Below are 26699 nucleotides of genomic sequence, written 5' to 3'. Positions count from 1 at the left end.
ATTTTTTCTCAATTTTCTTGATCGATAGCTAAAAAAACTTGTTGATCACTAATTTCACTTAGTTTATTTAAAAACTGTGAAATATCTTGATAAGAAAGGTTTTGATCTGCTTTTATAATAACTTCTCCTGAAGGCTTTTCTTCTAAAAAAGCAGAAATTTTTTGTAACAGTTCCTCTTCATTAACCATTTGCTCACGAATAAACAATTTTTTTTCTTTATCTATTCCAATAATTAAAGTAGGTTTATTATTTTCTTGTTTTTCAGTTTCACTATCAGCTTGTATTCCAGGAATCTCAATATTACCTAATATTTGGCTAGTTAACGTCATAGAAGTAATAATAAAAAAGAGTAAGACTGACATTAATACATCAATCATTGGTACTAGATTAACTTCGGGAACGGAAGAAAAATATTGTTTTTTAAATTTCATTTTTATTGGTAATTATCTATATTAACTGTATTTTCAGCGGGTAAAGCAGTAAAAAGTTTTTGTTTTTCTTCTAGTTCAGGTTCATACCAAAACTGTCGATAAATTAATTCCAAATCTGTACCAACTTCAGTAAAATATTCTACTTGCCCACTTTGCAAAGTAACAGAAACACGATAAATTAATAAAGCAAGAATAGCGACAATCATTCCGGCTGCTGTGGTAATTAAAGCTTCAGAAATACCCGCAGCAGCTTGAGACGTTTCTGCTAAATTTGCACCTTCTCCTATTTTTAAATTGTTAAAGGTTGTAATGAGTCCAGTTACCGTTCCTAATAATCCTAATAATGGCGCAACTGCGATTACTGTTTCTAAAAATTTATCCCCTTTTCTCATTTGAATAAATTCGCGATCGCCTCTAGCTTCCATTGCTAAACGAAAGGTTTCAGGGGAGGGTTTTTTCAGTTGTAGGGGTGCTAATAAAAAGCGTCCAATGGGTAAAAAACGAGCGTGTTGAGCAATTCTTTGGGCTTCTATTAGATCGTAACGGGCTGTTTCTAAAACATCGTGGACAATGCGATTTTCTTGGCTTAAAAGTCGAATCCAAAACCAAGTTCTTTCTAACGCAATAGTGATGGTAAAAACCGATAAAGCTAATAGAGGCCACATCACCGGGCCTCCTTTTAAAAATAAATCGTAAATATGAGTCATTTAACCTGAAAATTTACTATTTCTATGAAACAAAAACTATTATTTAACAGTAAGGTTAAAATCAGTTAAACAAAGCCAAGGTTAATCAAGCTAGAAATCAGTATAGGTTGACTCTACCTCTTTGAGTAGCTAGGATGGAGTAATTCTAACTCCGATATATTTTTAATTTTATCCCAATCTAGACAGTTTAAAATACTAGCTTTAATGGGGCGTTTTTCATCCCAAAAAATCAAAGATGAGTAAAAACTGATTATTGCAGGAGAATTTAATATATCTAAGATTTTTATAGCTTCATCTTCTTCTTGAAAACTAATAAAATAAACAGTATCATCAAATATTACTGGTTTATTCTCAATCAAATGAAATAGTTTAAAATCTAATTTTTTATATAATCCACAAATAGCAATTTTCCAAGGATAAAAGCTATATTCTCCGATACCAAAAATAGAAAACTGAGGATTAGCTTTATATATTCTACTTGCACGCTTATCTAAGTAACTCGAATGTGATTGTAAATAATCCCATGTTTTAGGTGCTAATTCTTTAATGTTCTTTGTATCTTCTCCAATGTATTTTTGAGTAATTAAAATATATTTTTTTCTTTTTTTATTATTTCCATTTGCAACATTTGAACCTTTGATTAATGGATAAATATAATTACTTTCTAGTTCTACTTTTTCTCCTAAACCATTAATAAAATAATCACCTATTTTCTCCAACTCCATAATTTTTGAACAATCATGTTTAACACCAGAACGCCATTTTGTTTTAGGTTTGTTTGTGTAAAGATACTTAATTTTATCAAAATTTTTACTATCTCTAATCAAACGATTATCAAAATAAGTAACAGTTTTGTATTTAGATGTATCTAAATTCTCGAAAATATCACAACTATAATTTTGCATTTCAGGTTTAAATTGACAAAATAATAAACAAGCTTCAACACTTGCATCAAAATATCTTTTTGCATCTATTCCGTAAGTTGAACAGTAAGAAAGATTATATTTTTGCTTATATATATAATTAATGATTTTTCTAGCTACTGATGTTTTACAAAGCATAGCTAAATAACCTTGATACTTTTGTAAAAAATCAACGGATTTAATTAACATCCATTCTGATATATCGAAGTTACTTTTTCCTGTTATCCCTTCTAATCCATTATGATTCTGAAAATTATTTTTTTGTGGTAAATTCAGGCTTTTTATTCTTCCTAATTGTGAATTAGTTACCCAAGGAAAATTGCCTAAAATCAAAATATTACTATTTTTATTAGAAATTATTTTACTTAAATTGATATTAAAAAAATTATCATTAATCACTCTAATTTTATTGAGGCGTTGTTCAAAATTATTATTTAATTGAGCAACATAGGTTTTATTGATTTCTATTCCTATAATTTCTTTTGAATCTTTAAAAAAGTAGCTAGAAGATTTTAAAAAATTACCAATTCCACAAGTTGGTTCAATAATTGAATCAGCAAAAACTTGTAATTCAACTAGCTTATTGAAAATCTTATTTGTTAATATTAAAGGAGTTTGAAAATCTCCATATTCAATTTTCGTTTTAGATTGTTTATTCATTATTAATTTGCTCGATAAATGTTTATTAAACCCTCTTCTTGTCCAGCAAGAGATATTACTCTTCTATATTGTAATCGCCATTGTAAAGCATTGGATATAGTTAAAAAGCCCTGTTTAGGAGGATTATTGATAATTTCTTCAGCCAAGTTAGCTGCTTCAATTTCATCTACAGGTAAATTTCGATCTAAAAGGAAGGCAATTATATCATCTTCATTACCTTCATTATCCAAAATATGATTGATACCACGAGTCATCTGAAAATCTGCTGTTCTTTTTGCATCAACATAGATAGTATTTTGAATACTTAATTGAGCTATTTTAGCTTTACTATCATCAATTTTATTGTAAACAAAGATAATCACAGTTAAAGGTAACATTATCTACAAACTGAATCAGTTTATCTGAATGATAAGGGCTTAATCTTATTAAGCCCCTACAAATGATATTAAGTTTTCGCTTCTTCAGGAATGGTGATATCAATGGAGGTAACAGTTTGTCCGAGTTGAGATAAAGGCGGGTTTATTTCTTGTTCATTTCCTACCACTACAGTAACCATATTTTCTGGTTTAAAATGTTCTTGTGCCACCCGTTGCACATCTTCAATAGTGGTTGCTTTTACCCCTTTTTGATAATCAAAAATAAAGTCTTGAGGATAGCCATAATATTCATAGGCCATCAGACGAGATAAGGTTTGACTAGGATTCTCAAATTTAAAGACAAACGAGTTTAAAATCGACTCTTTAGCATAGTCTAATTCATCCGGTTCAATGGGATTATTTTGTACTTCTTTAATTTCTGTCATTAAAGAATTAATAAATTGTACCGTCGTTTGAGACGCAGTTTGACCTCCGGCAATAAATACCCCAGGATAATCATAGGCTGCACTCCAATAACCATACACACTGTAGGCTAAACCTTGACGCGATCGCAAATCATTATATAAACGACCCCCAAACCCATTCAGTAAACCATTCACCACTGCTAAAGCCGGATAATCGGGACTATCGAATTTTCCCCCTAAATGCCCCAATAACACATTACTTTGATTCAATTGAGGTTGATTAACTAAAAACACCCCTTGGCTTTGTTTTTGTTCGGCTGAGGGGATATTTATCTCTGGGTCTGGGGTCTTTGGTTGCCATGTTCCTAAACGATTCTCGATTAAAGACTTCATGGTTTTCGGTTCAAAGTCTCCAACAATCCCTAAAATGATATTCTCAGGCCGTACGTATGTTTGATGAAAGGCCACCACATCGTCACGGATAATATTATTGATGGTTTCATACTCGGTAGTACGAGCATAGGGACTCTCTTCCCCATAGATCAATTTTTCTAACTCTCGACTGGCAATGTCCCCCGGATCATCGTTACGACGGGCAATTTGACCTTTTTGTTGGGTTTTGATTAAGGTTAATAGTTGATCGGCAAAAGCGGGTTCTTGCAAGATTTCACTATAGAGCATGAAAACCGTTTCTAAGTCTTCTGTCAGGGTATTAAAGCTGGCACTCCCTGAAGTGGTGCCGATACTCACTTCTACTGTAGCAGCCCGTTGTTCTAGGAGTTCGTTAATTTCATTACTAGAATGTTTTTGGGTTCCTCCTAAACGCATCAAGCTTCCAGTTGTTTCGGCTAAGCCAACTTTTTGAGCCGGTTCAAGTCGTGATCCGGTCTTGATTAAAGCATTGCCTTTAATTAAGGGTAACTGATGGTCTTCCATTAAATAAATTACCATCCCATTGTCGAGTTGGTAGCGTTCGTATTGAGGAATGGAGATTTCAGGTAACGGGGGAAATTCTAACTCGGTGTAGTGTCTGGGAGTTTGAGCAACAGCAGGTAAACGAAAAATTAAGACTAGCAAGGTTGTTATTACAATTAAACCTAACCAGCGAAATCGTTTTATAGAGATGTCAATCATAGAAACGGTTAAAAATTTTTGTGTGATGAAACTCTTATTTTACTCTCTTATGATAAGTCTTCTTTTGCCTTGTTGCAGTTCCAGGGGATTTCTATCATTTGCTAATGATTCAATTTTTTTGCTATACCAATAGTTAAGTTACTAATCCTTAGGGAATTTTCTGTGTATTTATCAGTTAAAAATAAGGTCTTATTGTTACCCGTTATTCTTTTCGTTACTTCTTGTTTACCAACTTCAGGCTTGAGTGATTCTCTTAATACTATCTTAATGGTAAATTCTCAGATTATCGCTCAAACTTATATTTCTGATCCCCATCTCAATGACTTATTAATTCAAGGGATGGAAAAAGGAATTAAAGGAGATTATCAAGGGGCGATCGCTCTTTTTACAGAAGTTCTACAGTCCGATCCCGAAGAAGTTGAAGCTTATTATAATCGTGGTATTGCCTACGCTAAGATTGACAATTATCAAGCAGCGATCGCTGATTTTTCCAAAGCTTTAACCCTTAATCAAACCATACCAGATATTTACATCGAAAGGGCAAAAGTGTATTTACAATTAGATGATCGTCAAGCAGCGATCGCTGATTTGAAAAAAGCCAAGACACTCTTAAAACAACAAGGACAAACCTCTCGTTATCCAGAAATCGATAATCTTCTCAACTAATCTGAACTCTTTTTGAATCCTCTAATTTAACTGAATTACTGGCAACAAAATTTTATCTAAAAAAGACAAGAATATTGACTAAGCATTTTGACGCAGTTAAGCTACAATGAAGTTTCATATCTAAATATGAAGTTATTTTACAGACTATTAAAGGAGTCCTTTGGATGTCAACCCTTGCAACCCCTACCCAAATTTGGAATTCATCTTTTAACCATCAATCATTGAGAATTGTGGCGTTAGGAGATAGTTTGGTGTATGGGTACGGCGATCCCGTTGGGGGTGGATGGGTTGAAAGGTTGCGTCGTCAGTGGATGGCACAAGAAAATGGTCATGTGTTATATAATTTGGGGGTGAGAGGCGATCGCACCCAACAGGTAGCTGAACGGTTAGAAGGGGAATATAGGTATCGGGGAGAGTTACGCAACCGTGTCCCTGATGTGATTATTCTTTCAGTTGGGGTGAATGATTCAGCCAGGTTGAGACGACCCAATGGGCGTTTATTTACAGACTTTGAGACTTATCAACAGGAAATAGAGAATTTATTAGACCAAGCGCAGCAACTATGTCCTGTTTATTTTGTAGGTATGGTTCCTGTAGATGAAGAAAAAATGCCTTTTATAGATTGTTTTTATTTTAATCATTTTGATCAATATCGTTATAAAGAAGTAACTAAAAAACTGTGTCAGTCTCGCAATATTCCTTATCTAGATATTTTTGATTTATGGTTAGCAAGAGGAGAAAATTATGTTAAATCACGATTAATTAATGATGGTTTACATCCTAATGTTAAAGGGTATGAATCTTTGTATGAGGATATTTTAAATTGGCAAGGGTTACAACAATTAAATATGAGTAATCTATCAGCTATGGTTTAATTGTAAGAGGATGCACTGCCTACCTGACTTTGACAAGGTGTATTATCAAATTCTATTTCTTCTCAGCTTTAGCTAATTTACGTTGAAAGGTTGTACCAAAAGCGATCGAAGTTCCTGCAACGATGATGATTCGAGGTTCTGGGATTTCACTACGAGGATTTTCAGAATTTTTTGGAAATAATCTTGGAACACTTGTCATGGTTGAATACTTTCCCCATCATGATGAAGTTCAGGAATATACTTGACAATTTTTTCTGCCCGCTTTTCCCAAGAAAATTTTTGAGAATATTCAATATTTTCTTGATATCCTGTTGACTTTCGTGGATAAAGCTCTAATGCTTTTTGGATAGATTGAGCAAAAATAGATGGCTGATCAGGAGGACACCAAACCGCAACGGGAACCGTTTGTTTAAAAAACATTAAAGGAGGAATTTCCGTGGCAACAATAGGAGTTCCCGATGCTAAATACTGAAAGAATTTAACGGGATTTGTAAAATTTGCCGACTTACCTGAGAGATGGGGATGAGCTAAAATATCGGCAGCTTGAAAAAGACTAATAAGACGCGATCGCGGTACAATCCAACCTAAAAAAGTAATATTTTCAACTTGTTTCCTTTGAGCAATTGTTTGATAATGTTTAACCTGTTCTTCCGTTCCTCCTGTGATGGCAAATTCAATATTAGGTAATAGTTTAGCCACATCAATTAGTAAATCAATCCCCTTAAAAGGATAAAGTGCGCCTGAATAAATCACTAACTTTTTACGGTTATTTTTTAGTAATTGTTTACGCCAGGTTTCAGCATCATCTGAATTTCTTTCTAAGAAAGTTTGGTTAAAGCCATTGTGTAACCAAATTGCTTTGTCTGTAGGCATTCCAGCATCAATGATACTCTGTCGAGTTAGTTCAGATTGACTAATACAAACCCTAAAATAAGGATTATTAACGATCGCTTGGTCAAACTTATTTTCAGGAAAATAATGGCGTTCAAAAATAGTAGGAATTTTATTTTTAACCGCAGCCTTAGCAAAGTTCCAATTTCTAGTATGAACTGCTGTAATTTTATTTTTAAGATAAATTGGTAAATAATATTTACACATCAAACTACTCAAATTAAAACGATTAATTCCTTTACGGATCAGTTTAGGAATCAACAACGGCAAAACATTTAATTGATCTTGAATATCATAAAACTCGATAAAATTGCTGCTAGGTTTTTGTAGGTGAAAAGGAAAAAATAGTGACCCTATATTTAAGTTAGATTGAGAGTAATTAGGGTAAGTCAAAATAGTTTTATAACCCAGATTAGCCATAGCATTGGCACACATAACATCATGAATTTCATGGGCAGAATCAGGTTGTTGTGACAGTTCACTATAAACTAAATAATATTTCATAAGGTAAAAATATTAGAAAAAATATAAACTACATTTTATCAAACCCTACACCCCACACCCCTAAAGGTTAGAGTTTTTGCAACGCAACTGATATAGTCAAAGATAGACCGATTTTGCCACAAGAAGGAGAGTAAGCAGTGTTTGGGTTGAATCAGCGATCGCCATTGATCAAAGTCCTGTCTAGTTCTATTCTCGTTGGTCTTTTAAGTTGGGGGTTAATAGGGTGTAGCGATCGCTTAGAAGCGTCTTCCCCTGGAATAGAACCCTCTCCCGTTCCTGTTACCACCACGAAATTAACAGAAATTGCTCCTCCGACAGTTATTCAAGAACTGAAAGAGGTTTTAGCCCAATATCATCCTCAAGTTACCATTATTAGTCCCAAACCTCAGCAAATGTTCTCAGAAACAAATGTACCAGTGCAGTTAGAGGTCAAAGACTATCCTTTATTTAAAGATGAAACCCTAGGACTCGGACCCCATTTACACCTTTTTGTGGATAATCAACCCTATCGGGCTATTTATAACGTTGATGAACCCATTATTATCGAAGATTTAACCCCAGGAACCCATACCATTCGGGTGTTTGCCTCTCGTCCTTGGCACGAAAGTTTTAAAAATGAAGGGGCTTATGCACAAACCACTTTCAGTGTGTTTACAGAAACAGAAGATAATTCTCCCTCTTCTTCCCTTCCTCTGCTTACCTATAGTCGTCCCCAAGGAAGTTACGGGGCAGAACCGATTATGTTAGATTTCTATCTAACCAATGCGCCCTTACATTTTGTTGCCCAAAGTGATCCCAATGATGAGATTGTAGACTGGCGTATTAAAGCTACCATCAACGGGGAAAGCTTCTTAATTGACACTTGGCAACCTATTTATTTAAAAGGGTTTGAACCAGGGAAAAACTGGGTACAGCTAGAATTTATTGACGAACAAGGAAACGAAGTTAATAATGCCTTTAATGATACCGTTCGAGTGATTACCTACGAACCTAACGGAGAGGATACCCTATCAAAACTGGTGCGAGGAGAACTGTCTGTTGAGGTAGCTCGTTCTGTTGTTGATCCCAATTATATTTATACCTTAGAACCTGAACCTATCGAAGAAGAGATTCCCCCCACCACAGTAGAAGAAACCATAGAACCTCAAGAACAAGTTGAAGAGTCTGCTTCTGAACCCATTACCAGTCCTACGTCTGAAAACATCACTGAAGAAGATACGGAACCATTACCGATTTCTGATGATACCATTACCCGAGAAACTGAAAAGATAGAATCTGGATCTGCTTCTCCAGAAACGATCATCCAACAAACCGAAACGATAGAACCCTTACCGGCTTCTGATGAAACCATTACTCAAGAAACTGAAACGATAGAACCATTACCAACTTCTGATCAAACTGTAACCTCATCTAAGACTCAAACAGTTATAGAGGAACCAGAAACTATCATTGAACCCACAGAACTAGAGACTGATGAAAGTTTGACTGAAGACTCATCAGAGACAGTGATAGAAGAAACTTCAACTCCTTTATCAGAAACCATCGAACCTGAGACGATAACCCCCTCGTCTCAACAAATTCCTAATACTAATAAGGTTCAATGGCTACAAAAATTAGTCGATTTCGTCAAAAACATTGATTTAAGTGCCGTGGGGGACTTTTTTAACCAGATTAAACCCCAGTTGGGTCAGTGAAGTATATTTTTTTCTTTTGAATCCTGAATTCTGTATTTGGACTCCTTCTTCAATAGAAGATATCAAAAATCAGTCCGAAGGATTAAGAAGTAAGAAATAACGACGCTTATACAGTTCATTTCTGGGTCGCCATTCATCCTTAAGTTATAGAATGTTAGGAAATCTTGACAATGTGAGGTTAAATAAAGTCCCCTAAATCGGCTTGGGGACTTCGGAAACCTTGAAAAATCATTATGCTTGCGTTAACACTTATAAAGGTATAGTTAAAATTTCTGGGCTTTACCTGGGAACTAAACTATCCTTAAAAGTGTCAAAGAACAGTTTACCCAATTTATAGTTTACCCAATTAGGTTGGAGTGAGGTCATCGTGTTTATCAAACACTCACATATGTTAGCAGGATTAGCCCTTGGCTTATCCTTACTGGGAATTTCCCCTGCTCAAGCAGAACCTGCTCAAGAAGAGGTTCTTGTTAGTCAATTACGGGGTCATGTTATCCAAGATCCCATCGATGTTTATCGTTCCGATTGGTTAGAATTCAAATTTGAAGACTATGTCATCGGTCGTATTCGTGGTGTTACCGGAGATGTCGCTCAGATTCAAATCATTTCCGCAGGACAAAATAAAGATGCTCACGTCAGAATGAATTATGATGTTGGCTTAACCACAGGAGAACGGGATGTTTGGCACGTAACCAGTCAATTACCTGGTTACTGGCCAACTCTTGTAGCTGGTGCTGATGTCATCATGAAAGAAGTTGACGGTGAATGGGTTATTATTAGTGACGAAAGACCTGAGTTAGATGTCTACGTTGCTGAATCTCGTCCCCGTTGGGTATCTCGTTTAGATTTACGAGAAGTTCCCTTAGTAACCAGAACTGATATTGATTGGGATCGTCCTGACGTAAGTTTACCTCCTGTAGAAGAAAATCAAGCTGAAATTGAACCTGCGCCTGAACCCGTTCCTGGTATGTGGTAAGGTTGGTGTTATCAGGGAGTTAGAGAATTTGGTGACAAGAGCAAAATTTAATTATTGGTAAAATAAAGGCGATACTTACTAGAAAATGTAAAGTATCGCCTTTAACTTTTTGCATTATAGTAATTATTTTTTTTTAAAGCGAAACAGATTGAATGCTCTAGATAACAATTTAGGATGAGAAAAGTTATCTTTAAATTTCTTGAATTCCCCTGCATCGAACCAAATACCTTGACATTGAGGACAGGTTTCGTACCAAATGGGATGTTTATCAATATCAAATATTTTGGTCATTGCAATATTACAATGGGGACAAAGAATGTCAGTGTCTAAAGCCTCTTTATGATTTTCCCTATTCAATTGTCCAATGTCAATTGTTTCTGAACCTCTAAGCTTTTTAAGGTTTTCAGCTTCTGAGGAATCAAACCAAATACCTCTACATTGACAACAACGGTCAACTTCGATATCCTCATAAATAATCGGCTCTAATTTTTCTCTACATTTAGGACACCTTAATAAATTCATAATATTTTCGCTTTTCTAAGATATGTAAAGTTTATCAGCTTTTGTTTATAATCCCTGAAAATTCTAGGCTTATTTTAGTTTTTAATAATGAATCGAAAATCAAAACGAATTATTGGGTTAACGGGGGGAATAGGGACAGGAAAAACGACAGTTTCTCATTATTTAGCCACTGTTTGTAATATTCGAGTTTTAGATGCTGATACTTATGCAAGGGAAGCTGTTGAGAAAAATTCTCCTATTTTACAAACTATTAAAAAACGATATGGCTCAGATATTTGTTTAAACAATGGCGAATTAAATCGTAAGAAATTAGGTAATATTATTTTTAATAATTCAACAGAAAAACAATGGTTAGAACAACAAATTCATCCCTATGTTAGACAAAGATTTCAACAAGAAAAAAATCAATATGAAGGGGAGATTATTGTTTTAGATATTCCTTTATTATTTGAATCTCAATTAACCGATTTAGTAACAGAAATTTGGGTAGTATATTGTTCCTATGAACAACAATTACAACGATTAATAGACAGGAATTATTTAAGCGAAGAAGAAGCGATCGCTCGGATTAAAAGTCAGTTTCCCATTGAAGATAAAGTTAGCAGGGCTGACGTTGTTCTTGATAATTCCTCTACAAAAAAAAACTTGTATCAACAAATTGATAAAATAATAAAAAAGAATTAAGCTTATAATCTGATTAAAAAGACGTTTTACTCAGGAGTAAAATAGCCATCCAAAATTTAATTATTATCCACTTTTCCTGAGTAAATTTTTTGATTGACTTTTTTTTAAAAAAAGCTTGCGTAGACACTATTGTCTTAATTTTTTGACGCACAATTAAACCAAAAAATGGCATACTTTCAACTAAATAACGTTTCCAAAGCCGTTGAGGTTCAGACAATAAACGATATAACCATTCTAATCCTGCTTCACTCATCCACCTAGGAGAACGAGATTTATAACCTGCTTCAAAATCAATGGTCGCACCAATGGCTAAAAATATTTTCACCCCAGGTAGTTGATGTCGATAACGGTTAATCCATTTTTCTTGTTTAGGCGCACCTAACCCCACTGCCAAAACAGTAGCGGATGATGCTTTGATTTTGTCTATAATTCTTTGACATTCTTCTTCATCCTGCTCAAACCCATAAGCGGGGGAATAACAATCTACGATAATATTTCTACCCACTTTATGGTTAATTCTTTCTTGGGCAATTTTAGCAACCCCTTCCCGCGCTCCCAATAAAAAGATTTTGATGTTTTCGTTATCTTTGTTGTGTTCATAAAAAGCTGGAAAAAAATCAGACCCCGAAATTTTCTCTTGAATCGGTGTTCCTAAGAAATAAGAGGCAAACTGAACAATCTTGCTATCACACACTCGATAATCTGACTGCCGATAGACATTCCTTAATTCAGCATCTTTACGGAGTTTCATCAGGTGATCTACGTTAGGGGTTACGACAACACCCCCCTTCTGATTCAGAGAGTTCAGTAATTCTTTGATTGAAAGATTGTCAATAGCGACATCAAGAATGTTAACAGTCTTCATAGGATACACTTAGGATCTAGTTATTTTCCCCTATTCCTATTATGGGTGGTTAACGTTAGCGTTAGTGTATATCTTTATGTATAACTTCGTGTATAACTTAGTGTATAACTTCAAACTATGAGAGGTTGTACCTAAAGCCCAATCAGTCTAATTACTTACCTCAGTGAAAGCTTCGTAGAAAAGTCCGAAAAAGCAACAGTAGTCGAGTCGGAGAATGTTTTTAGAAAAATTTCTAAGTCTTCTGTGTCTCCTGTTGCTGTAAAAGATAATACACCTGCTCTAGAACAAAGACTTTATAGTTCTTCAGAAAAACGCTCCCATTGCTCAGGAAGTTTCTTTCTCCAAGTTTAAATGCCTTGCACCCCCTAAACTGTGACCAGTCAACGACAGCGATCGCTTAGGTTTTTTTAATCCTTTGAGCCATATCGATAATTCATCTGTATTTAAGGCTTCATCATCGGGATTAACGTCTTTTTATCTCCTATCGTTAAATAAACAAGATTAGAAAAGATCGCCATCCAAAAGGCGTTTTTAGGCTCATAAAGAGTAGTATCGAAATTAAATGGAAGTTGGCTTATGTCTTAATTTGTATTTCCCATAATTTCCAATCAGCTATAGTAGTTTGAGACGTTACATATAGCAATCACCAGTCAGTTATGAGGATTAAATATAAAGATTAGGGAACAGTTTTAGTCGAAGCATAACAGATAAAATTCCTCAGAAATTATTCAGTAATTGCTCAATCAACTTATTTGTTGCTTTATAATAGTACAGAGAATTTGGCTGCTTAATATGTAACCTTAAATTTTCTTCACCGATATTAATATTGCTTTATCAATTTCGGTAGTAGTTATCAAAACAATATTATTCTATTAAATTCTATACAAAGGGAAGAATTTAGGTAATTTTGTAAAAAAGTGATGGTAAAAATTATTTGCCTAAATAGTATAGTTATCTCGTTAAAAAAAATGATCATTCATAATCAAACCATTAGTCAGTTAGTTTCTTCCGATTATTCTTTATCCGAGATTGAAAAGATTATCCAACTCTTAGAACAGCAAAAAACCTTTGATTTTTCTCCTTTGGATAATGGACTATTTTCGGCTGCTGCTATTATTTCTAATACTGAATATACAGGATATAGTAATGTTTGGGTTAGGGATAATATTTATGTAGCTTATGCTCATTATTGTTGTAATAAAATCGATATAGCACTTAAAACAGTTCAGACTTTAATGCAATATTTTCAGACCCATCGATCGCGGTTTTTGAATATTATTACAGGTCAAGTTAACAAAGATGAAATGATGCAGCGTCCCCATATTCGTTTTAAGGGAGAAACTTTAGAAGAAATTGACCAAGAATGGAACCATGCTCAAAATGATGCTTTGGGATATTTTGTCTGGTTTTATTGTAAATTAGTACGAGAAAAAAGATTAAATACAAACATCGAGCAATTAGAAACCATCAGTCTTTTTGTGGCTTATTTTCATGCTATTGAATATTGGCAAGATGAAGATAGTGGACATTGGGAAGAAGATCCCAAAATTGAAGCTTCTAGCATTGGAGTAGTTCTAGCTGGTTTAACCGAGTTTAAACGATTGTTCCAAGAATTACCATTGACCAATGATTTAAAAGTAAATAATACAATGATTAATATTGAGTTTGTTAATAACTTAATCGCAAAAGGGAAAGAAGAACTCAATAAAATTTTACCGTCAGAATGTATTCAAAAAAAGCCTAAAAATCGACGTTATGATTCAGCTTTACTCTTTTTGATTTATCCTCTCCAAGTTATTAAAGGAGATATGTCCAACAAAATTCTTGAAGATGTTATTAATAATTTACAAGGAGATTATGGAATTAGACGCTATTTAAAAGATTCTTTTTGGTGTAAAAACTATAAAGAAGTTCCCCCTGAAATTAGGACAACCCTTTCCACTGATAGAGAACAATGGTTTAAAGAGAATAATCGAGAACTACAAATAGGAGAAGAGGCTCAATGGTGTATTTTTGATCCCATTATTTCTGCCATTTTTGGTGTTAAATTTCAACAGACACAAGAGATAAACTATCTACAACAACAGACTTATTATCTTAATCGTTCTTTAGGGCAAATAACCTCTTCGGATAGTCCTTTTGGGGCTTTCAAATGTCCTGAATTATACTACTTAAAAAAAGAAGCTTATGTCCCAGGAGATGCGACTCCTTTATTGTGGACACAAGCTAACCTTAGAATGGCTTTAGAAATGATGAAACACTCTTTGTCAATTAATAATAATTGATAATTATTTTAACTGTGATAATCCATTGAGATCAAACTTTTCTAACCAAGCTTGGCGATCGCTCTCAGAAAAAGCAGGATCACGAGACAATACCTTCACTTGATAGCGATCGCCAACTAAAACGGCGGTTCCGGTACTCCCTTGGGAAACTGCAGGATAACCCCCGATATTCTGGGTACTTTTCTCGAATTTTTTGGCTGCAGTGGGATTATTGAGCGTGTCAGAAATGGCTAACATGGCCACTTCTTTACCGTCTTTTTTCAATTTAGCTTCTGCAAATCCTTTTTTTTCTTGGGTATAAACACGCTCATATCCGCCACCAGAAGGGGGGAAAAACTGATTAAAACTGCCCCCTGACTCTGATTCTTTAACAACGGCACTACTGCCTCTCTGGCTGCTTTCTTGCTGTGCCTGGTCAAACCTTGATGGGGCTTGAGTGGCACAAGATGTTAGTAATAAGAGAATACTTAAAGCAAAAACCGTAAAAACTTGACGTATTTTCAACAGCATTTTTCAGTGACTCCTTAAATTTTTGATTCCTCTTTGATTGTGTCAAACCACTTATTGGTCTACAATTTATGTTAAGTTAAGTTTTGTAACTTACTCTGATCATTTTCTTAAGGAACTCTTTATGACCGTAGACATTCCAGAACCCATTAAGGTTTGGTCACAATTTGGCCATCCTATTCTGATGTGGATTTTATTCGCTTTAACCCTTTATGCCCTATATTTAGGCATTCAATGGCGACGGACTCGCTTTGCCCAAAAAGATACCAAAAAAGAATTAATAAAAAAAGATTTTCGGACTCGCCACTATCAATTAGGTTCTTTACTCTTAGGTTTAATGGTATTAGGTAATCTAGGTGGTATGGCTGTTACCTACATCAACAATGGTAAATTATTCGTCGGTCCCCATTTATTGGTTGGGCTAAGTATGACTGGGTTGATCGCGGTTTCTGCTTCTCTTTCTCCTTTAATGCAGAAAGGTAATGAGTTAGCCCGTTACACCCATATTACTTTGAACACGGCTATTGTGGGTTTATTCGGTTGGCAAGCCTTTAGTGGGATGAATATTGTCCAAAAAATTCTTGATAAAATGTCTTAAGCGCAAGGTACACATTACATTAATTTTTCTTAGTTTAATTCGGTAACAGGAAGGTATCGTTTCCTGTTACCTTTAATTTAGTTATCTTGATTATTTCCTAAGCTAATTAGGAAAAGGTCTACTTTATTATCTTCTTTACCATCAATTTTTACTGTAATCCCAGGTCCAAAAAACTTTGCAATTTTTTCTTTTTTTTGTTGCCAAGTTTCTAGGGAAATAAAAGGAGATTCAAATTCTAGGATTAAAGCATATTTTTCTTCTACTTTTTCCTCTCGAATGGCCACTAAAATAGGTCTATCTTCATCGGTTGGACTTAAGCCTAACCGTTCGAGAGACTCATCAAGATGGGCTTCTTGTCCATAACGATAACGGGTAACATCTTTACGAATTTGGTCTTGGGTTGGAGTGGCTTTTTCTTCCCTTAAAGCTATAATTTCTGGAGATATCTCTTGACTATAGGGAATGGGTTTTAGTTCTGCTGCTTTAAGAGCTAGTCCCCCTAATAAAATCGGGACACCATAGAAAAATCCTGCTAAATTAAGGGTAGGATTATCCATTGCATAGGCGACAAAACCGATAATGGTTAAAATTCCTCCGACGGTTAATCCAACTCGTGCTAATGAAAGTTTGCGTAACATAAAATTCCTGTGTTTTGCGATCGCTTTAAATTTTATTATCCTCGTGATGGGTACTTAAGAAAAGAGGGAAACCCTCAAACAAGAAATAATTTATTTTTGAGAAATTTTTTGGTTAATGCTAGATCAGAATACTCAATATTGTTTATCCTAGAGTTAGTGTTCACTTTAGGTTCAAATAAATGGATAAAGAAACAATTCAAGAACAAGTCAAATTAATCGAAAGTAAACGAGGATTTTTAGTTGAACTTTTGAAAAAACCAGATTTAGGAATTTTACGAGTGGATGTTAAACAAGCTCTCGAAGAACTTGACGAATTAATTGAAGAGTTTGAATTGACTTTTCCTACATAATTCTTAAATTCTTTTTCTCCTAAAAGCGACAGTTTATTATTTGGTTTCTGTCGCTTTTAGTTTTTTACTCTCACAGAAATCAAGAATGATAGATTTTTATATCCTGATTATTATAACAGTTTTTTCTACTTGTTTAGTTACTATTATACAAACGTTTAAAGGAATTATCCCCAAAAATGATGGCTGGATAACTATTTCTATATCCATTATTTTAATGACAGCTTTATTATTAGTTATTAATTTTAATTTAAGTGCTTGGATAGGAGGAAGTTTATCTATCTTTTTTTTATTGATTCCTCAGTGGGGATTACGGCGTATTGCTCGTTTATTTGAAGTTAAAAACTATCATAAATCTCGCCAACTTTTATCTAGATTAATGGTTTTACATTTTACTAAATATTGGCGAAACTATTATCAATTATTATTGGCTCTAGAATTGGCTGACAATGGAAATAAACAAAAGGCTATCGATCTTTTGAATAAAAAACATAATCATCTTCCGATTTTTTGTTGTTATTATCAACTTTTTACTTATGAAATTTTAGGAGATTGGCAGAGTTGTTTACAGTGGTTTAATAATCAAATTGACAAAAAAATATTATTTTCTGATCCTCTTTTACTCACTTATTATATGAGAACTTTAGGAGAAACAGGCCAATTGAAGCAATTATTTCAAAATCTTTTAACTGTACAATCTATTTTATTAAAACGAAAAAAATACTCTTATATTTCTCAAATTAAATTATATGCTTTTGTTTTTTCTGGTCAAATTGCAGCAACAAAAAACTTATTTCAATCTGAATTATCTTTTTATCCAAAATATTTACAGGCGTTTTGGTTAGTTACAGTAAGAACAGTCATGGGTCAGAATAATAATAACTATGAAACTTTACTTACCACATATTTGGAGAATCATTATATATTAAAATCATCCATCGAATGGAGATGCACAAAAAGCTTAATTTCTTTCTTGAACAGAATTAAAAATAGTGACTACAAAATTCTTTATAAGACTAACTTTAAAAATAAAGAATTTCACACAACTTATAATATTTTCAAGTCAAAAAGTAATAAAATAACTCTATTTTTTATCATTCTTAATTGCTTAGGGTTTATCATAGAAATTAATTTTGGTGGTAGTGAAAACATTGAAAGTTTATATCAATTGGGGGCTTTAGTTCCTATGATTGTCTGGCAAGGTGAATTTTGGCGGTTAATTACTGCTAATTTTCTTCACTACGGATGGGGACATTTTTTAATGAATATGTTTGCTCTTTATATTATTGGTAATTTAGTAGAATCTTTAAGTAATAAATACCATTATTTTGTCCTTTATTTGTTCAGTGGAATCGGTTCAATGTTTGCATTTTCCTGTGTAGCTCTTTATACTAATACAGTAGATTATATTCTTGTCGGTGCCTCAGCATCAATTATGGGTTTGGTCGGTAGTTTAACTGCGATTTTTCTCAGGAAATGGTTACAAGATAAGTCCTATATTAACCGTAAAAGATTACTAACTATGATATTAGTCATTAGCTTACAATTAGTATCTGATTTAGTCATTCCTCAAGTTAGTATGCTAAGCCATTTATTCGGTTTATTAATTGGTTTTACTCTAGAAAATATCGGTTATTTTTTGATTAATAGAAGAACTTATTCTTAAAATTTTCAAGGCGTTCCCTTGCGCCGTAAGCTTGCACTGAGCTTTGCTGAAGTGACGACGCGGGTTCGCTTGCTTGCCTCAAACCTATTTTATGGGATTATAATAGTCATTCTCATGGACTGAACCAATGGCTTCTTGATTTTGATTAATACATCCCGATTTTTTTGCATAATTACATACCCTAGCCCATAAACGCGCTCTAGTCCCTACCGGACCCGACGAAAAAATAACTTTATCACCTCCGACGCTTCTGATAATTTTGACACCACACACTGGACAAATTTCTACGTTAGAATTAGACATAAGTATTTATTACTAGCAATTTAACTCTCTTGGGAGAGGATACAACGACTAGAGTAAGAAAACAGTTGTTTATGTTACAGTCACCCCTCATCTTAACAATAGATTTATTTCAACCTCAACTTGATATAGTATGGAAATAAGTCTATGATGAAAAATGTACAGCGCATCTGAAACTCACTCATTCGACTTATTTTTCTATCACTCCCATTGCACAGAAGAGGGCATTACCATTGATACAAGCAACCTTACACCAGTTAAAGGTCTTTGAAGCCACAGCACGACATGGTAGTTTTACCCGTGCGGCCGAAGAGTTATTTATCACACAACCCACCGTCTCTAGTCAAATTAAACAACTCACCAAATCCATTGGTCTTCCCTTATTTGAACAAATTGGTAAGCGTCTGTATCTAACAGAAGCAGGACAAGAACTATTGAGAACTTGTCAAGAAATTTTTGAAAGATTAGATAATTTTGAGATGAAAGTAGCCGATTTAAAAGGCACAAAGCAAGGACAACTAAGGTTAGGGGTGATTACTACGGCTAAATACTTTATTCCTAGAATTTTAGGCTCTTTCTGCCAACAATATCCAGGCATAGAAGTTTCTCTCAAGGTAACCAATCATCAACAAATTCAGCGTAGAATGCTAGAAAATGAAGATGATCTTTACATCGTTAGTAATCCTCCTGAAGCGTTAGATTTATCGACTCAACCTTTCCTAGATAACCCCTTAGTTGTCATTGCTCTCAAAAATCATCCCTTAGCTGGTAAACGGAACATTCCTATTAGTGCTTTAGAAGGAGAACCGTTTATTATGAGGGAACAGGGTTCAGGAACCAGAAGAGCCGTACAAAATCTTTTTGATAAACATAAAGTCTCTGTTCATGTCAGATTAGAATTAGGCAGTAATGAAGCAATCAAGCAAGCTATTGCCGGCGGTTTAGGCATTTCTGTTCTCTCTCAACATACCTTAATTTCTGAAGGAATAGACAGTGAATTAACGGTTTTAGATGTAGAAAATTTCCCTATTCAACGTCGTTGGTATGTTGCCTATCTAGGCGGTAAACAATTATCCGTTATTACCAAAGCCTTTCTCGATTATCTGTTAGAAGAAAGTGCTAACTTCTCAGTCCCCAGTATCCAAAAATTAGCCAAGGTTTAATCCTTAATCATTCAAACATCAAAAATATTAAAGCGGACATCGGCCTCTCGTTTATCATCAGCAAACCCTGTGTTACAATACTGCCAATTCATTCAGTTAATTCCCTGAACGATCATTGATAACGAGGCGTGACGAGTGACGAAACTTCCCTGGTATCCCCTAAGTCTCTTTTCTATTTCCCTAACCACTACTTTTTTAGTCTATTTGTGTTTCGGTAATTCACCCCCAACAGACACAGGAAAGGCTGTATTAACACCAACCATTGCCCCAGTAGAAGCATCTAACTCTATCCAACAAGGACAAGAAATTACTCTCAATGGAAAGACCTATAATATTCCTTGGACTCAATGGCAACAAGGAGATAAAGTACGCACGGGAATTAGCGATGTTGGAGCCATGAATTTACTGGGTTTAGAATTACTCAGCACTAAAGATCCCAGTTTACAACCAGTTCGTTGGTTTGGCACAAGCTCAGGTCAACCTTTACCAGTTTTAGCTCGTTTTATTGCTCCTTATCGTTATTTGGATATTACCGAATTAATTCAATTAGCGGGTGGGGAATTACAAGTTAGTAATAATACCTTAAAATTAAACTTTCCCTTAGCGCAAATTAATAACATTCGTCAAGGTAATCAAACCTGGGGAAAACGCATTGTTTTAGAAGTTGACCGTCCTACCGTTTGGCAAATTAGTCAGGCAAAAGGTCATGGGGTGGTGATGATTTCGGGAAAAGCGTCTCAAACAAAATTATCTGAATATGACACTTCTTCTTTACCAAAACCTGGGACAAATACCGATGAAGATGATTTAGGCAGTCCCGTTTCTCAACCGCTTGATTCTTCGTTATTTTCTTTAGAAGATACGGGGAATTTAACCAAAGTTCATGTTAATTTACCCACGGCACACGGCTTAAATGTCTTTAGTTTATCTAATCCAAATCGCATCGTGATTGATGTTCGAGACGATGGTATGGTTCCTAAAGAAATTGTCTGGACTAAGGGCATTATTTGGCGACAACAATTAGTAACGATTAACAATGGAAGAAAACAAGAGACTTTTCCTGTTAATTGGTTAGAAATTGATCAGCGATCGCCGAATATTTCCCTTAAACCTATCACCACTAATGTTAACGGACAAATGGGAACCGCGCCATTAGTGACAACAGCCCACAAATGGCAAGCTGCTGCTGCTATTAATGGAGGCTTTTTTAATCGTAACAATCAACTTCCTTTAGGAGCAATTCGTCAAGATAATAATTGGTTATCTAGTCCCATTTTAGGTCGTGGTGCGATTGGGTGGAACGAGAAAGGTCAAGTCTTTATGAATCGATTGGCTTTACAAGAAACATTAATAACAGCGACAGGAAATCAAGTACCTGTTTCATTTTTAAATAGTGGCTATATTCAAGCTGGAGTATCCCGTTACACCTCAGAATGGGGGCAAAATTATACCCCTTTAAGCGATAACGAGACCATTATTTATGTCGAAAATAATCAAGTTATTTATCAAGAGCAAGCAGGACAAGCTGGAACGAAAGCTTATCCTATTCCTAGTAATGGCTATCTCTTAACCATTCGCAAAAATGCTGTTTCTCCTAATATTTTTGCTCGCGGTACAGGGGTTAACCTACAAAGCAATACTATTCCTAATGAATTTAATCAATTATCCCATGTTTTAGGTGCTGGACCTTTGTTAATTAGCAACCGTAGGGTTGTTTTAAATGCTGTTAGTGAAAAGTTTAGTAAAGGGTTCCAAACTCAAAAAGCCTCTCGTAGTGCCATCGGATTGAGCAAACGCGGTACCATTATGTTAGTGGCCGTTCATACTCGTGTAGGTGGTAGTGGGGCTAGTTTAGATGAAATGGCCTTGATTATGGAACGCTTAGGCGCAACGGATGCTCTTAATTTAGATGGGGGAAGTTCGACAGGTTTAGTGTTAGGAGGACAGTTAATTGATCGTTCTCCTGTTACTGCAGCCAGAGTTCATAATGGTATTGGTGTTTTTGTGAAGCCCTAAGTTATGAATCATCAGCCTTGGCAACAAGAAAAGGTTATTCAAAGAACACAATTAATTCTCAGTAGTTTTGAGCATTGGTTAGGTCGTTCTTTGTTTGAACACTTTGGAATCACTGAGGTTAAGACTGATGCCATAGAAGTTTCACAACAACTGTTTGAAGCTAATTTTATTGTGGCTTCTCATGGAACTCAAACCGATCCTATCTTTAATTATGGTAACCAAAAAGCTTTAGATATCTGGGAATTAACCTGGGAAGAATTTATTCAAACTCCCTCTAGGAAAACAGCAGAAGCTATAGAACAACAAGAACGCGATCGCCTATTGGCTGAAACCACAGAAAAAGGTTATTCTCGTTTCTCTACCATCCGTATCACTAAGACAGGGAAACGCTTCAAAATTAATAACGGTATTGTTTGGAATGTAATCGATAACCAACAAACTTATCAAGGTCAAGCTGCTGTTTATTCGGACTTCTATTTTTTACCTTAATTAGTCTCTACATAGACGCACACTTTTCCCAAATTAACCTTACACTATCCATAAATATACAAAAAAATAGTATGCTTTGTCAACCCCATTCTTTCGTTGCTTATTGATGATTTTTAGCAATAATTTTGTAGGGTACTTGAGCAATTTCGGAAGTCTTTTGTATATATAACGACTATTTTTTATTAAATTAGCCAAAAATTATTTGATAAGAAATACAAATATAATACAGATAGGTATAAGCTTAAGTAATTATTAGTAAAGAGCAAAAAGCAACTTTAACAACAAAAATGTTGCTAAAGTGTTGTAAGATGGGTATAGACTCAGGTTGAGTCATGAAATTGCATTAACGTTTGAAACAGACGAAACCTGCATCAAAAGAGAGTTTAACTGTCGATTATTGACCTTAACTGCATGAATAACCCAACTCTAGATAAAACCGGTTCACAAACCTGCTTAAGTAATTTATTACAACAGTGTCAAGCCAATGCGCCTATCATTGACACTGAATATGTGCAAACCTTAAGAAAAAATGCCGTTTCCCAAGTTCAAGAATTAACCCTTCCGAGCAAAAAAGACGAAGAATGGCGGTTTACGGATTTATCGGAGTTATACCAATTAAACTTTCAAACAGCAAAAACTGAGACAGTTACTCAAACTATTATTGATAATTTTATCTTACCTGAAGCCCAACAAAGTTACCTTGTTTTTGTTAATGGGGAATACAGTTCTGAGTTATCTAATGTATCTGGGTTATCTGAAGATATCTATATTGGTAACTTAGGTCATTTACCCGATGCAAAAAACAGTAAAATTGCTAACTATTTAGGGAAACAAGAAGGAGAAAAAGACGCATTTACTGCATTAAATACAGCAGGGTTTAAGGATGCTGCCGTTATTTGGGCTAACAAAAATAGTGTCATTGAAACCCCTATTCAATTGCTCTTTCTTACCGTGGGTAACGATACTCCAATTTTGATACAACCGAGAACGTTAGTCATAGCAGAAACTGGCTCTAGTTTATCATTTGTGGAGTATTACGCCACGGTAACAGAATCTTGTTCAGATGATGAAAAGAATCAGCCTTATTTTACCAATTCTGTTACAGAAATCTGGTTAGAAAACAATGCTCAAATTAACCATAGTCGTATTCAAAGAGAATTAGGAGATAGCTTTCACATTGGCAAGAGTGCCATTAGCCAAAATCAAGACAGTCACTACACTTGTAACGAAGTAAATTTAGGTGCAAAAGTATCTCGTCATACCTTACAAATTTGGCAAAAAGGAACACAAACCGAAAGCCATCTTAACGGATTAACCATGATTGATAATGAGCAACTTGCTGATACTCATACAGCCGTTTGTCTCAATCATCCTCATGGTGTTACCCATCAATTACATAAGTGTATTATTGATGGAAATGGTCGTGGCGTTTTTAATGGCAAAATCTTCGTCCCCAAACCAGCACAATTAACCAATGCAACCCAATTAAACCGTAACTTATTACTATCACCAAAAGCCCGAATTAATACCAAACCCGAACTACAAATTACAGCCGATAATGTTAAATGTTCCCACGGGGCAACCATTAGTCAATTAGAAGCGGATGAACTCTTTTATTTACAGAGTCGAGGCTTAAATGAAATCGATGCTCGTCATCTTTTAATTGATGCCTTTGCTGCCGAAATTTTAGAAAGAATTCCGTTAAATTCTTTGCAAACAAGATTAACTCAATGTGTCGTTTGTCGTACCATCGAGGCATAAGATTTTCCTCTAATCTATAACAACACTTCTAATTTGTAACTTCAACTATGACTGCTATTCAAGAAAAAACGCTAGCTTCAAAAGTCCGTGATGATTTCCCAATTTTGCATCAAGAAATTCACGGTAAGCCTTTGCTTTATTTAGATAATGCTGCTACTTCTCAAAAGCCTGTAGCGGTACTTGATGCTCTACATCACTATTATGAAAAAGATAATGCTAATGTTCATCGTGGGGCCCATACCTTAAGTATCAGGGCAACAGAAGCCTATGAAGGAGCTAGAGAGAAGATTGCTAACTTTATTAATGCTGCTTCTTCAAAAGAAATAGTTTTTACCAGAAACGCTACCGAAGCGATTAATTTAGTTGCCTATAGTTGGGGTTTAACTAATCTTCAAGCAGGGGATGAAATTATTACCTCGGTTATGGAACATCATAGTAATCTAGTGCCTTGGCAAATGATTGCTAAACAAACTGGGGCAGTCATTAAATATGTTCCATTAACTAAAAATCAAGACTTCGATTTAGAAGGTTTTAAAGCCTTGTTATCAGAGAAAACTAAATTAGTCACCATCGTTCACGTTTCTAATACATTAGGCTGTATTAATCCTGTTGAAGAGGTAATTAGATTAGCCCATGACAGGGGAATAAAAGTATTGATTGATGCTTGTCAAAGTGTTCCCCATATGCCTATTAATGTGCAGGAAATGGACTGTGATTGGTTAGTGGCGAGTGGTCATAAAATGTGTGGTCCGTCGGGGGTGGGTTTCTTGTATGGAAAGCAAGCTATCTTAGAAGCAATGCCTCCCTTTTTAGGAGGTGGAGAAATGATTGATGAAGTCTTTTTTGATGGCTTTACCTGTGGAGAATTACCCCACAAATTTGAAGCCGGAACCCCCGCCATTGGAGAAGCGATCGCTTTAGGAGCAGCCGTTGATTATTTGACTGATATTGGCATGGATAAAATTCATGCGTATGAAGAAGAATTGACCAGTTATTTATTTCGTAAATTAGCAGAAGTCCCTAACCTAAAAGTTTACGGACCACAACCTACAAAAGAGGGAAAAGGAAGGGCTGCTTTAGCTGCATTTAATATAGAGGGAATTCATGGAAGTGACTTATCAACCCTGTTAGATCATGAAGGGGTTGCCATTCGTTCTGGACATCATTGTACTCAACCCTTGCACCGTTTATTTGATGCCTCAGGAAGTGCGAGAGTTAGTTTATATTTCTATAATACTTATGAAGAAATTGATCAATTTGTCATGGTTTTAAAAGAAACTATTGATTTCTTTACGAATATGATGGGATAATAAATATATAGCCTGCGTTTTTGGGGGTGGGATTGTCCCACCTTTTTCATGCTTAAAATTTTAGTAAAATAAGATACAATTTATCTCAAGTTATCCATAAGTTTCTGTGTATTTACCGATTAAAGGAATTCTTATTTTCTTCTCACCATAATTTAACATTTGAATGATTAGAATAGAAATAGCACTCTTATCTCTCCTTTGATCATTCATGTTTAGAAGCGTTGATAATCAACCAGATCAAACAAATCAGAAAAAATCCATATTACAATTGCTTCTAAGCAATTTATCTCAACGGTTTGTTATTTTTATATTATTAGCAATCTTTGGTTTTTTGATAGCCATTACTTTATTTTACTGTGTAGGAGAGGTGAATTTCGCATTAAACAAGAGTTATTTATATTTACCAACATTTTTTTTAGTTATTCTGACTCAAATCACTATAAAATTATCCCCTCACCCTAAATCTTGGTCACGGGGATTAATTGTTACTATTTTAATTGGGTTAACCCTTCGTTATTTATATTGGCGATCGCTATCAACTTTAAATTTATCTAATATAACTAATAGTATTTTTAGTGTACTGTTACTGGGGATAGAAATACTGTTTACATTTGGCACATTGTTACAACTTTATCTAACCTTAAAGATCAAAGATCGTCGTCATCAAGTGGCTGAACTTTCCCGTGATGTCATTAATCATAATTTTATTCCTTCTGTTGCTATTTTAATTACCACTTATAACGAACCATTATTTATTCTTAAACGAACCATTTTAGGTTGCCAAAATATCGATTATCCTCAGAAAACTATTTATTTATTAGATGATGGAAAACGACAAGAAATAAAGCAATTAACCGAAGCATTAGGATGTCAATATATTACTAGAGAAAATAATGATTATGCGAAAGCAGGTAATTTAAACAATGCACTAAATCAGATTAATGAAGACTTAATAGCAGTTTTTGATGCAGACTTTATTCCTTCTATTAATTTCTTAAATCGAACTGTTGGCTTTTTTCAAAGCTCAAAAATTGCCTTAGTTCAAACTAATCAGAACTTTTATAATATTGATCCAGTTGCCCGTAATTTAGGACTAGAAAAAGAATTAACGGATGAAGTAGAAATATTTTCTCGTCACTATCAATTAATTAGAGATTCTATTGAAACAATGGTTTGTTATGGAAGCTCTTTTATTGTTAGAAAAAACTATCTTGATGAAATAGGAGGTTTTGTCACAAGCTCTGTTAGTGAAGATTATTATACAGGGATAAAATTAAGTGCAAAAGGCTATAAATGTATTTATTTA

The 26699-nt window shown here is 34.7% G+C and carries 27 protein-coding genes; 15 read left to right on the top strand and 12 right to left on the bottom strand.

The annotated features are described in order from the left end of the window. Nucleotides 1–8: 8 nt before the first annotated feature. From CY0110_RS20720 to CY0110_RS20700, 5 genes are all read right to left on the bottom strand, one after another. Entirely contained in the window at nt 9–431 is a 423-nt protein-coding gene (locus tag CY0110_RS20720; protein WP_008277509.1) for an ExbD/TolR family protein, read from the bottom strand. Nucleotides 432–433: 2 nt separating this feature from the next. Continuing rightward, nucleotides 434–1138, bottom strand: a complete 705-nt coding sequence (locus CY0110_RS20715; RefSeq protein ID WP_008277508.1) for a MotA/TolQ/ExbB proton channel family protein — start codon at nt 1136–1138, stop codon at nt 434–436. A 113-nt stretch (nt 1139–1251) separates the two neighbouring features. After that, nucleotides 1252–2721: a restriction endonuclease subunit M gene (locus tag CY0110_RS20710; protein WP_008277507.1), complete on the bottom strand. Its 1470-nt coding sequence runs from the start codon at nt 2719–2721 to the stop codon at nt 1252–1254. A gap of 2 nt (nt 2722–2723) precedes the next feature. Then, nucleotides 2724–3098: a hypothetical protein gene (locus CY0110_RS20705; protein ID WP_008277506.1), complete on the bottom strand. Its 375-nt coding sequence runs from the start codon at nt 3096–3098 to the stop codon at nt 2724–2726. 68 nt (nt 3099–3166) lie between these two features. Further along, nucleotides 3167–4636 carry a M16 family metallopeptidase gene (locus CY0110_RS20700; protein WP_008277504.1) on the bottom strand — a complete coding sequence of 490 codons (1470 nt, stop codon included), beginning with the start codon at nt 4634–4636 and terminating at the stop codon, nt 3167–3169. A gap of 162 nt (nt 4637–4798) precedes the next feature. Here CY0110_RS20700 and CY0110_RS20695 point away from each other — a divergent pair, with 162 nt between their 5' ends. Then, nucleotides 4799–5302, top strand: coding sequence for a tetratricopeptide repeat protein (locus CY0110_RS20695; RefSeq protein ID WP_008277503.1), 504 nt, complete (start codon nt 4799–4801; stop codon nt 5300–5302). Nucleotides 5303–5466: 164 nt separating this feature from the next. After that, nucleotides 5467–6177 carry a GDSL-type esterase/lipase family protein gene (locus tag CY0110_RS20690; RefSeq protein WP_008277502.1) on the top strand — a complete coding sequence of 237 codons (711 nt, stop codon included), beginning with the start codon at nt 5467–5469 and terminating at the stop codon, nt 6175–6177. A gap of 52 nt (nt 6178–6229) precedes the next feature. On the opposite strand, the gene CY0110_RS30075 is transcribed toward CY0110_RS20690, so the two are convergent. Together CY0110_RS30075 and CY0110_RS20685 are read right to left on the bottom strand one after the other, a co-directional pair. Continuing rightward, entirely contained in the window at nt 6230–6376 is a 147-nt protein-coding gene (locus CY0110_RS30075; protein WP_008277501.1) for a hypothetical protein, read from the bottom strand. Beyond that, nucleotides 6373–7572: a glycosyltransferase gene (locus CY0110_RS20685; protein WP_008277500.1), complete on the bottom strand. Its 1200-nt coding sequence runs from the start codon at nt 7570–7572 to the stop codon at nt 6373–6375. Before CY0110_RS20685 ends, CY0110_RS30075 begins: the two co-directional genes overlap by 4 nt. A gap of 137 nt (nt 7573–7709) precedes the next feature. On the opposite strand from CY0110_RS20685, the gene CY0110_RS20680 reads away from it, so the two are divergent. Both CY0110_RS20680 and CY0110_RS20675 read left to right on the top strand, forming a co-directional pair. Then, on the top strand, nt 7710–9266 hold the full coding sequence (locus CY0110_RS20680) for a hypothetical protein (protein ID WP_050780023.1): 1557 nt from the start codon (nt 7710–7712) through the stop codon (nt 9264–9266). Nucleotides 9267–9654: 388 nt separating this feature from the next. Then, nucleotides 9655–10242: a hypothetical protein gene (locus CY0110_RS20675; RefSeq protein ID WP_008277498.1), complete on the top strand. Its 588-nt coding sequence runs from the start codon at nt 9655–9657 to the stop codon at nt 10240–10242. A gap of 123 nt (nt 10243–10365) precedes the next feature. Here CY0110_RS20675 and CY0110_RS20670 read toward each other — a convergent pair whose 3' ends face one another. After that, nucleotides 10366–10764, bottom strand: coding sequence for a zf-TFIIB domain-containing protein (locus tag CY0110_RS20670; protein WP_008277497.1), 399 nt, complete (start codon nt 10762–10764; stop codon nt 10366–10368). A gap of 87 nt (nt 10765–10851) precedes the next feature. On the opposite strand from CY0110_RS20670, the gene coaE reads away from it, so the two are divergent. After that, nucleotides 10852–11448 (top strand): dephospho-CoA kinase, encoded by a 597-nt coding sequence (gene coaE / locus CY0110_RS20665; RefSeq protein WP_008277496.1) that lies wholly within the window; start codon nt 10852–10854, stop codon nt 11446–11448. Nucleotides 11449–11461: 13 nt separating this feature from the next. On the opposite strand, the gene CY0110_RS20660 is transcribed toward coaE, so the two are convergent. Then, on the bottom strand, nt 11462–12313 hold the full coding sequence (locus CY0110_RS20660) for a WecB/TagA/CpsF family glycosyltransferase (RefSeq protein ID WP_008277495.1): 852 nt from the start codon (nt 12311–12313) through the stop codon (nt 11462–11464). Between the two features lie 968 nt (nt 12314–13281). Between CY0110_RS20660 and CY0110_RS20655 the strand changes: the two genes are divergently transcribed. Continuing rightward, a complete protein-coding gene (locus CY0110_RS20655) occupies nt 13282–14598 on the top strand; it encodes a glycoside hydrolase family 15 protein (RefSeq protein WP_035800211.1) in 1317 nt (438 codons plus the stop codon). A gap of 3 nt (nt 14599–14601) precedes the next feature. Here the strand turns inward: CY0110_RS20655 and CY0110_RS20650 are convergent, their stop codons facing one another. Then, entirely contained in the window at nt 14602–15108 is a 507-nt protein-coding gene (locus tag CY0110_RS20650; RefSeq protein ID WP_008277493.1) for a hypothetical protein, read from the bottom strand. A gap of 121 nt (nt 15109–15229) precedes the next feature. On the opposite strand from CY0110_RS20650, the gene CY0110_RS20645 reads away from it, so the two are divergent. Beyond that, entirely contained in the window at nt 15230–15703 is a 474-nt protein-coding gene (locus CY0110_RS20645) for a DUF4079 domain-containing protein (protein ID WP_008277492.1), read from the top strand. A 77-nt stretch (nt 15704–15780) separates the two neighbouring features. Here CY0110_RS20645 and CY0110_RS20640 read toward each other — a convergent pair whose 3' ends face one another. Beyond that, the gene (locus tag CY0110_RS20640) at nt 15781–16341 is read right to left on the bottom strand and encodes a DUF2854 domain-containing protein (protein ID WP_008277491.1); all 561 of its coding nucleotides are present in this window, start codon (nt 16339–16341) and stop codon (nt 15781–15783) included. A 179-nt stretch (nt 16342–16520) separates the two neighbouring features. Here CY0110_RS20640 and CY0110_RS30500 point away from each other — a divergent pair, with 179 nt between their 5' ends. Both CY0110_RS30500 and CY0110_RS20635 read left to right on the top strand, forming a co-directional pair. Further along, a complete protein-coding gene (locus CY0110_RS30500) occupies nt 16521–16691 on the top strand; it encodes a hypothetical protein (RefSeq protein WP_008277490.1) in 171 nt (56 codons plus the stop codon). Between the two features lie 85 nt (nt 16692–16776). Next, nucleotides 16777–18354, top strand: coding sequence for a rhomboid family intramembrane serine protease (locus CY0110_RS20635; RefSeq protein WP_008277489.1), 1578 nt, complete (start codon nt 16777–16779; stop codon nt 18352–18354). 84 nt (nt 18355–18438) lie between these two features. Here the strand turns inward: CY0110_RS20635 and CY0110_RS20630 are convergent, their stop codons facing one another. Further along, the gene (locus CY0110_RS20630) at nt 18439–18657 is read right to left on the bottom strand and encodes a hypothetical protein (RefSeq protein WP_008277488.1); all 219 of its coding nucleotides are present in this window, start codon (nt 18655–18657) and stop codon (nt 18439–18441) included. 230 nt (nt 18658–18887) lie between these two features. Here CY0110_RS20630 and CY0110_RS20625 point away from each other — a divergent pair, with 230 nt between their 5' ends. The 6 genes from CY0110_RS20625 to CY0110_RS20600 all read left to right on the top strand — a co-directional run. Further along, the gene (locus CY0110_RS20625) at nt 18888–19817 is read left to right on the top strand and encodes a LysR family transcriptional regulator (RefSeq protein ID WP_008277487.1); all 930 of its coding nucleotides are present in this window, start codon (nt 18888–18890) and stop codon (nt 19815–19817) included. A gap of 135 nt (nt 19818–19952) precedes the next feature. Continuing rightward, nucleotides 19953–21833 carry a phosphodiester glycosidase family protein gene (locus CY0110_RS20620; protein ID WP_008277486.1) on the top strand — a complete coding sequence of 627 codons (1881 nt, stop codon included), beginning with the start codon at nt 19953–19955 and terminating at the stop codon, nt 21831–21833. 3 nt (nt 21834–21836) lie between these two features. Beyond that, nucleotides 21837–22322 (top strand): MEKHLA domain-containing protein, encoded by a 486-nt coding sequence (locus CY0110_RS20615; RefSeq protein ID WP_008277485.1) that lies wholly within the window; start codon nt 21837–21839, stop codon nt 22320–22322. 411 nt (nt 22323–22733) lie between these two features. Next, complete coding sequence (gene sufD / locus CY0110_RS20610; protein WP_008277484.1) at nt 22734–24083, top strand: Fe-S cluster assembly protein SufD; 1350 nt, start codon at nt 22734–22736, stop codon at nt 24081–24083. Between the two features lie 47 nt (nt 24084–24130). Further along, nucleotides 24131–25393 carry a SufS family cysteine desulfurase gene (locus CY0110_RS20605; protein ID WP_008277483.1) on the top strand — a complete coding sequence of 421 codons (1263 nt, stop codon included), beginning with the start codon at nt 24131–24133 and terminating at the stop codon, nt 25391–25393. Nucleotides 25394–25601: 208 nt separating this feature from the next. Continuing rightward, on the top strand, nt 25602–26699 hold a 1098-nt coding region (locus CY0110_RS20600; RefSeq protein ID WP_008277482.1), incomplete at its 3' end, for a glycosyltransferase family 2 protein.

This window comes from Crocosphaera chwakensis CCY0110 (assembly GCF_000169335.1).
Lineage (GTDB): Bacteria > Cyanobacteriota > Cyanobacteriia > Cyanobacteriales > Microcystaceae > Crocosphaera > Crocosphaera chwakensis.
This window is presented reverse-complemented; position numbering and strand designations above follow the sequence as displayed.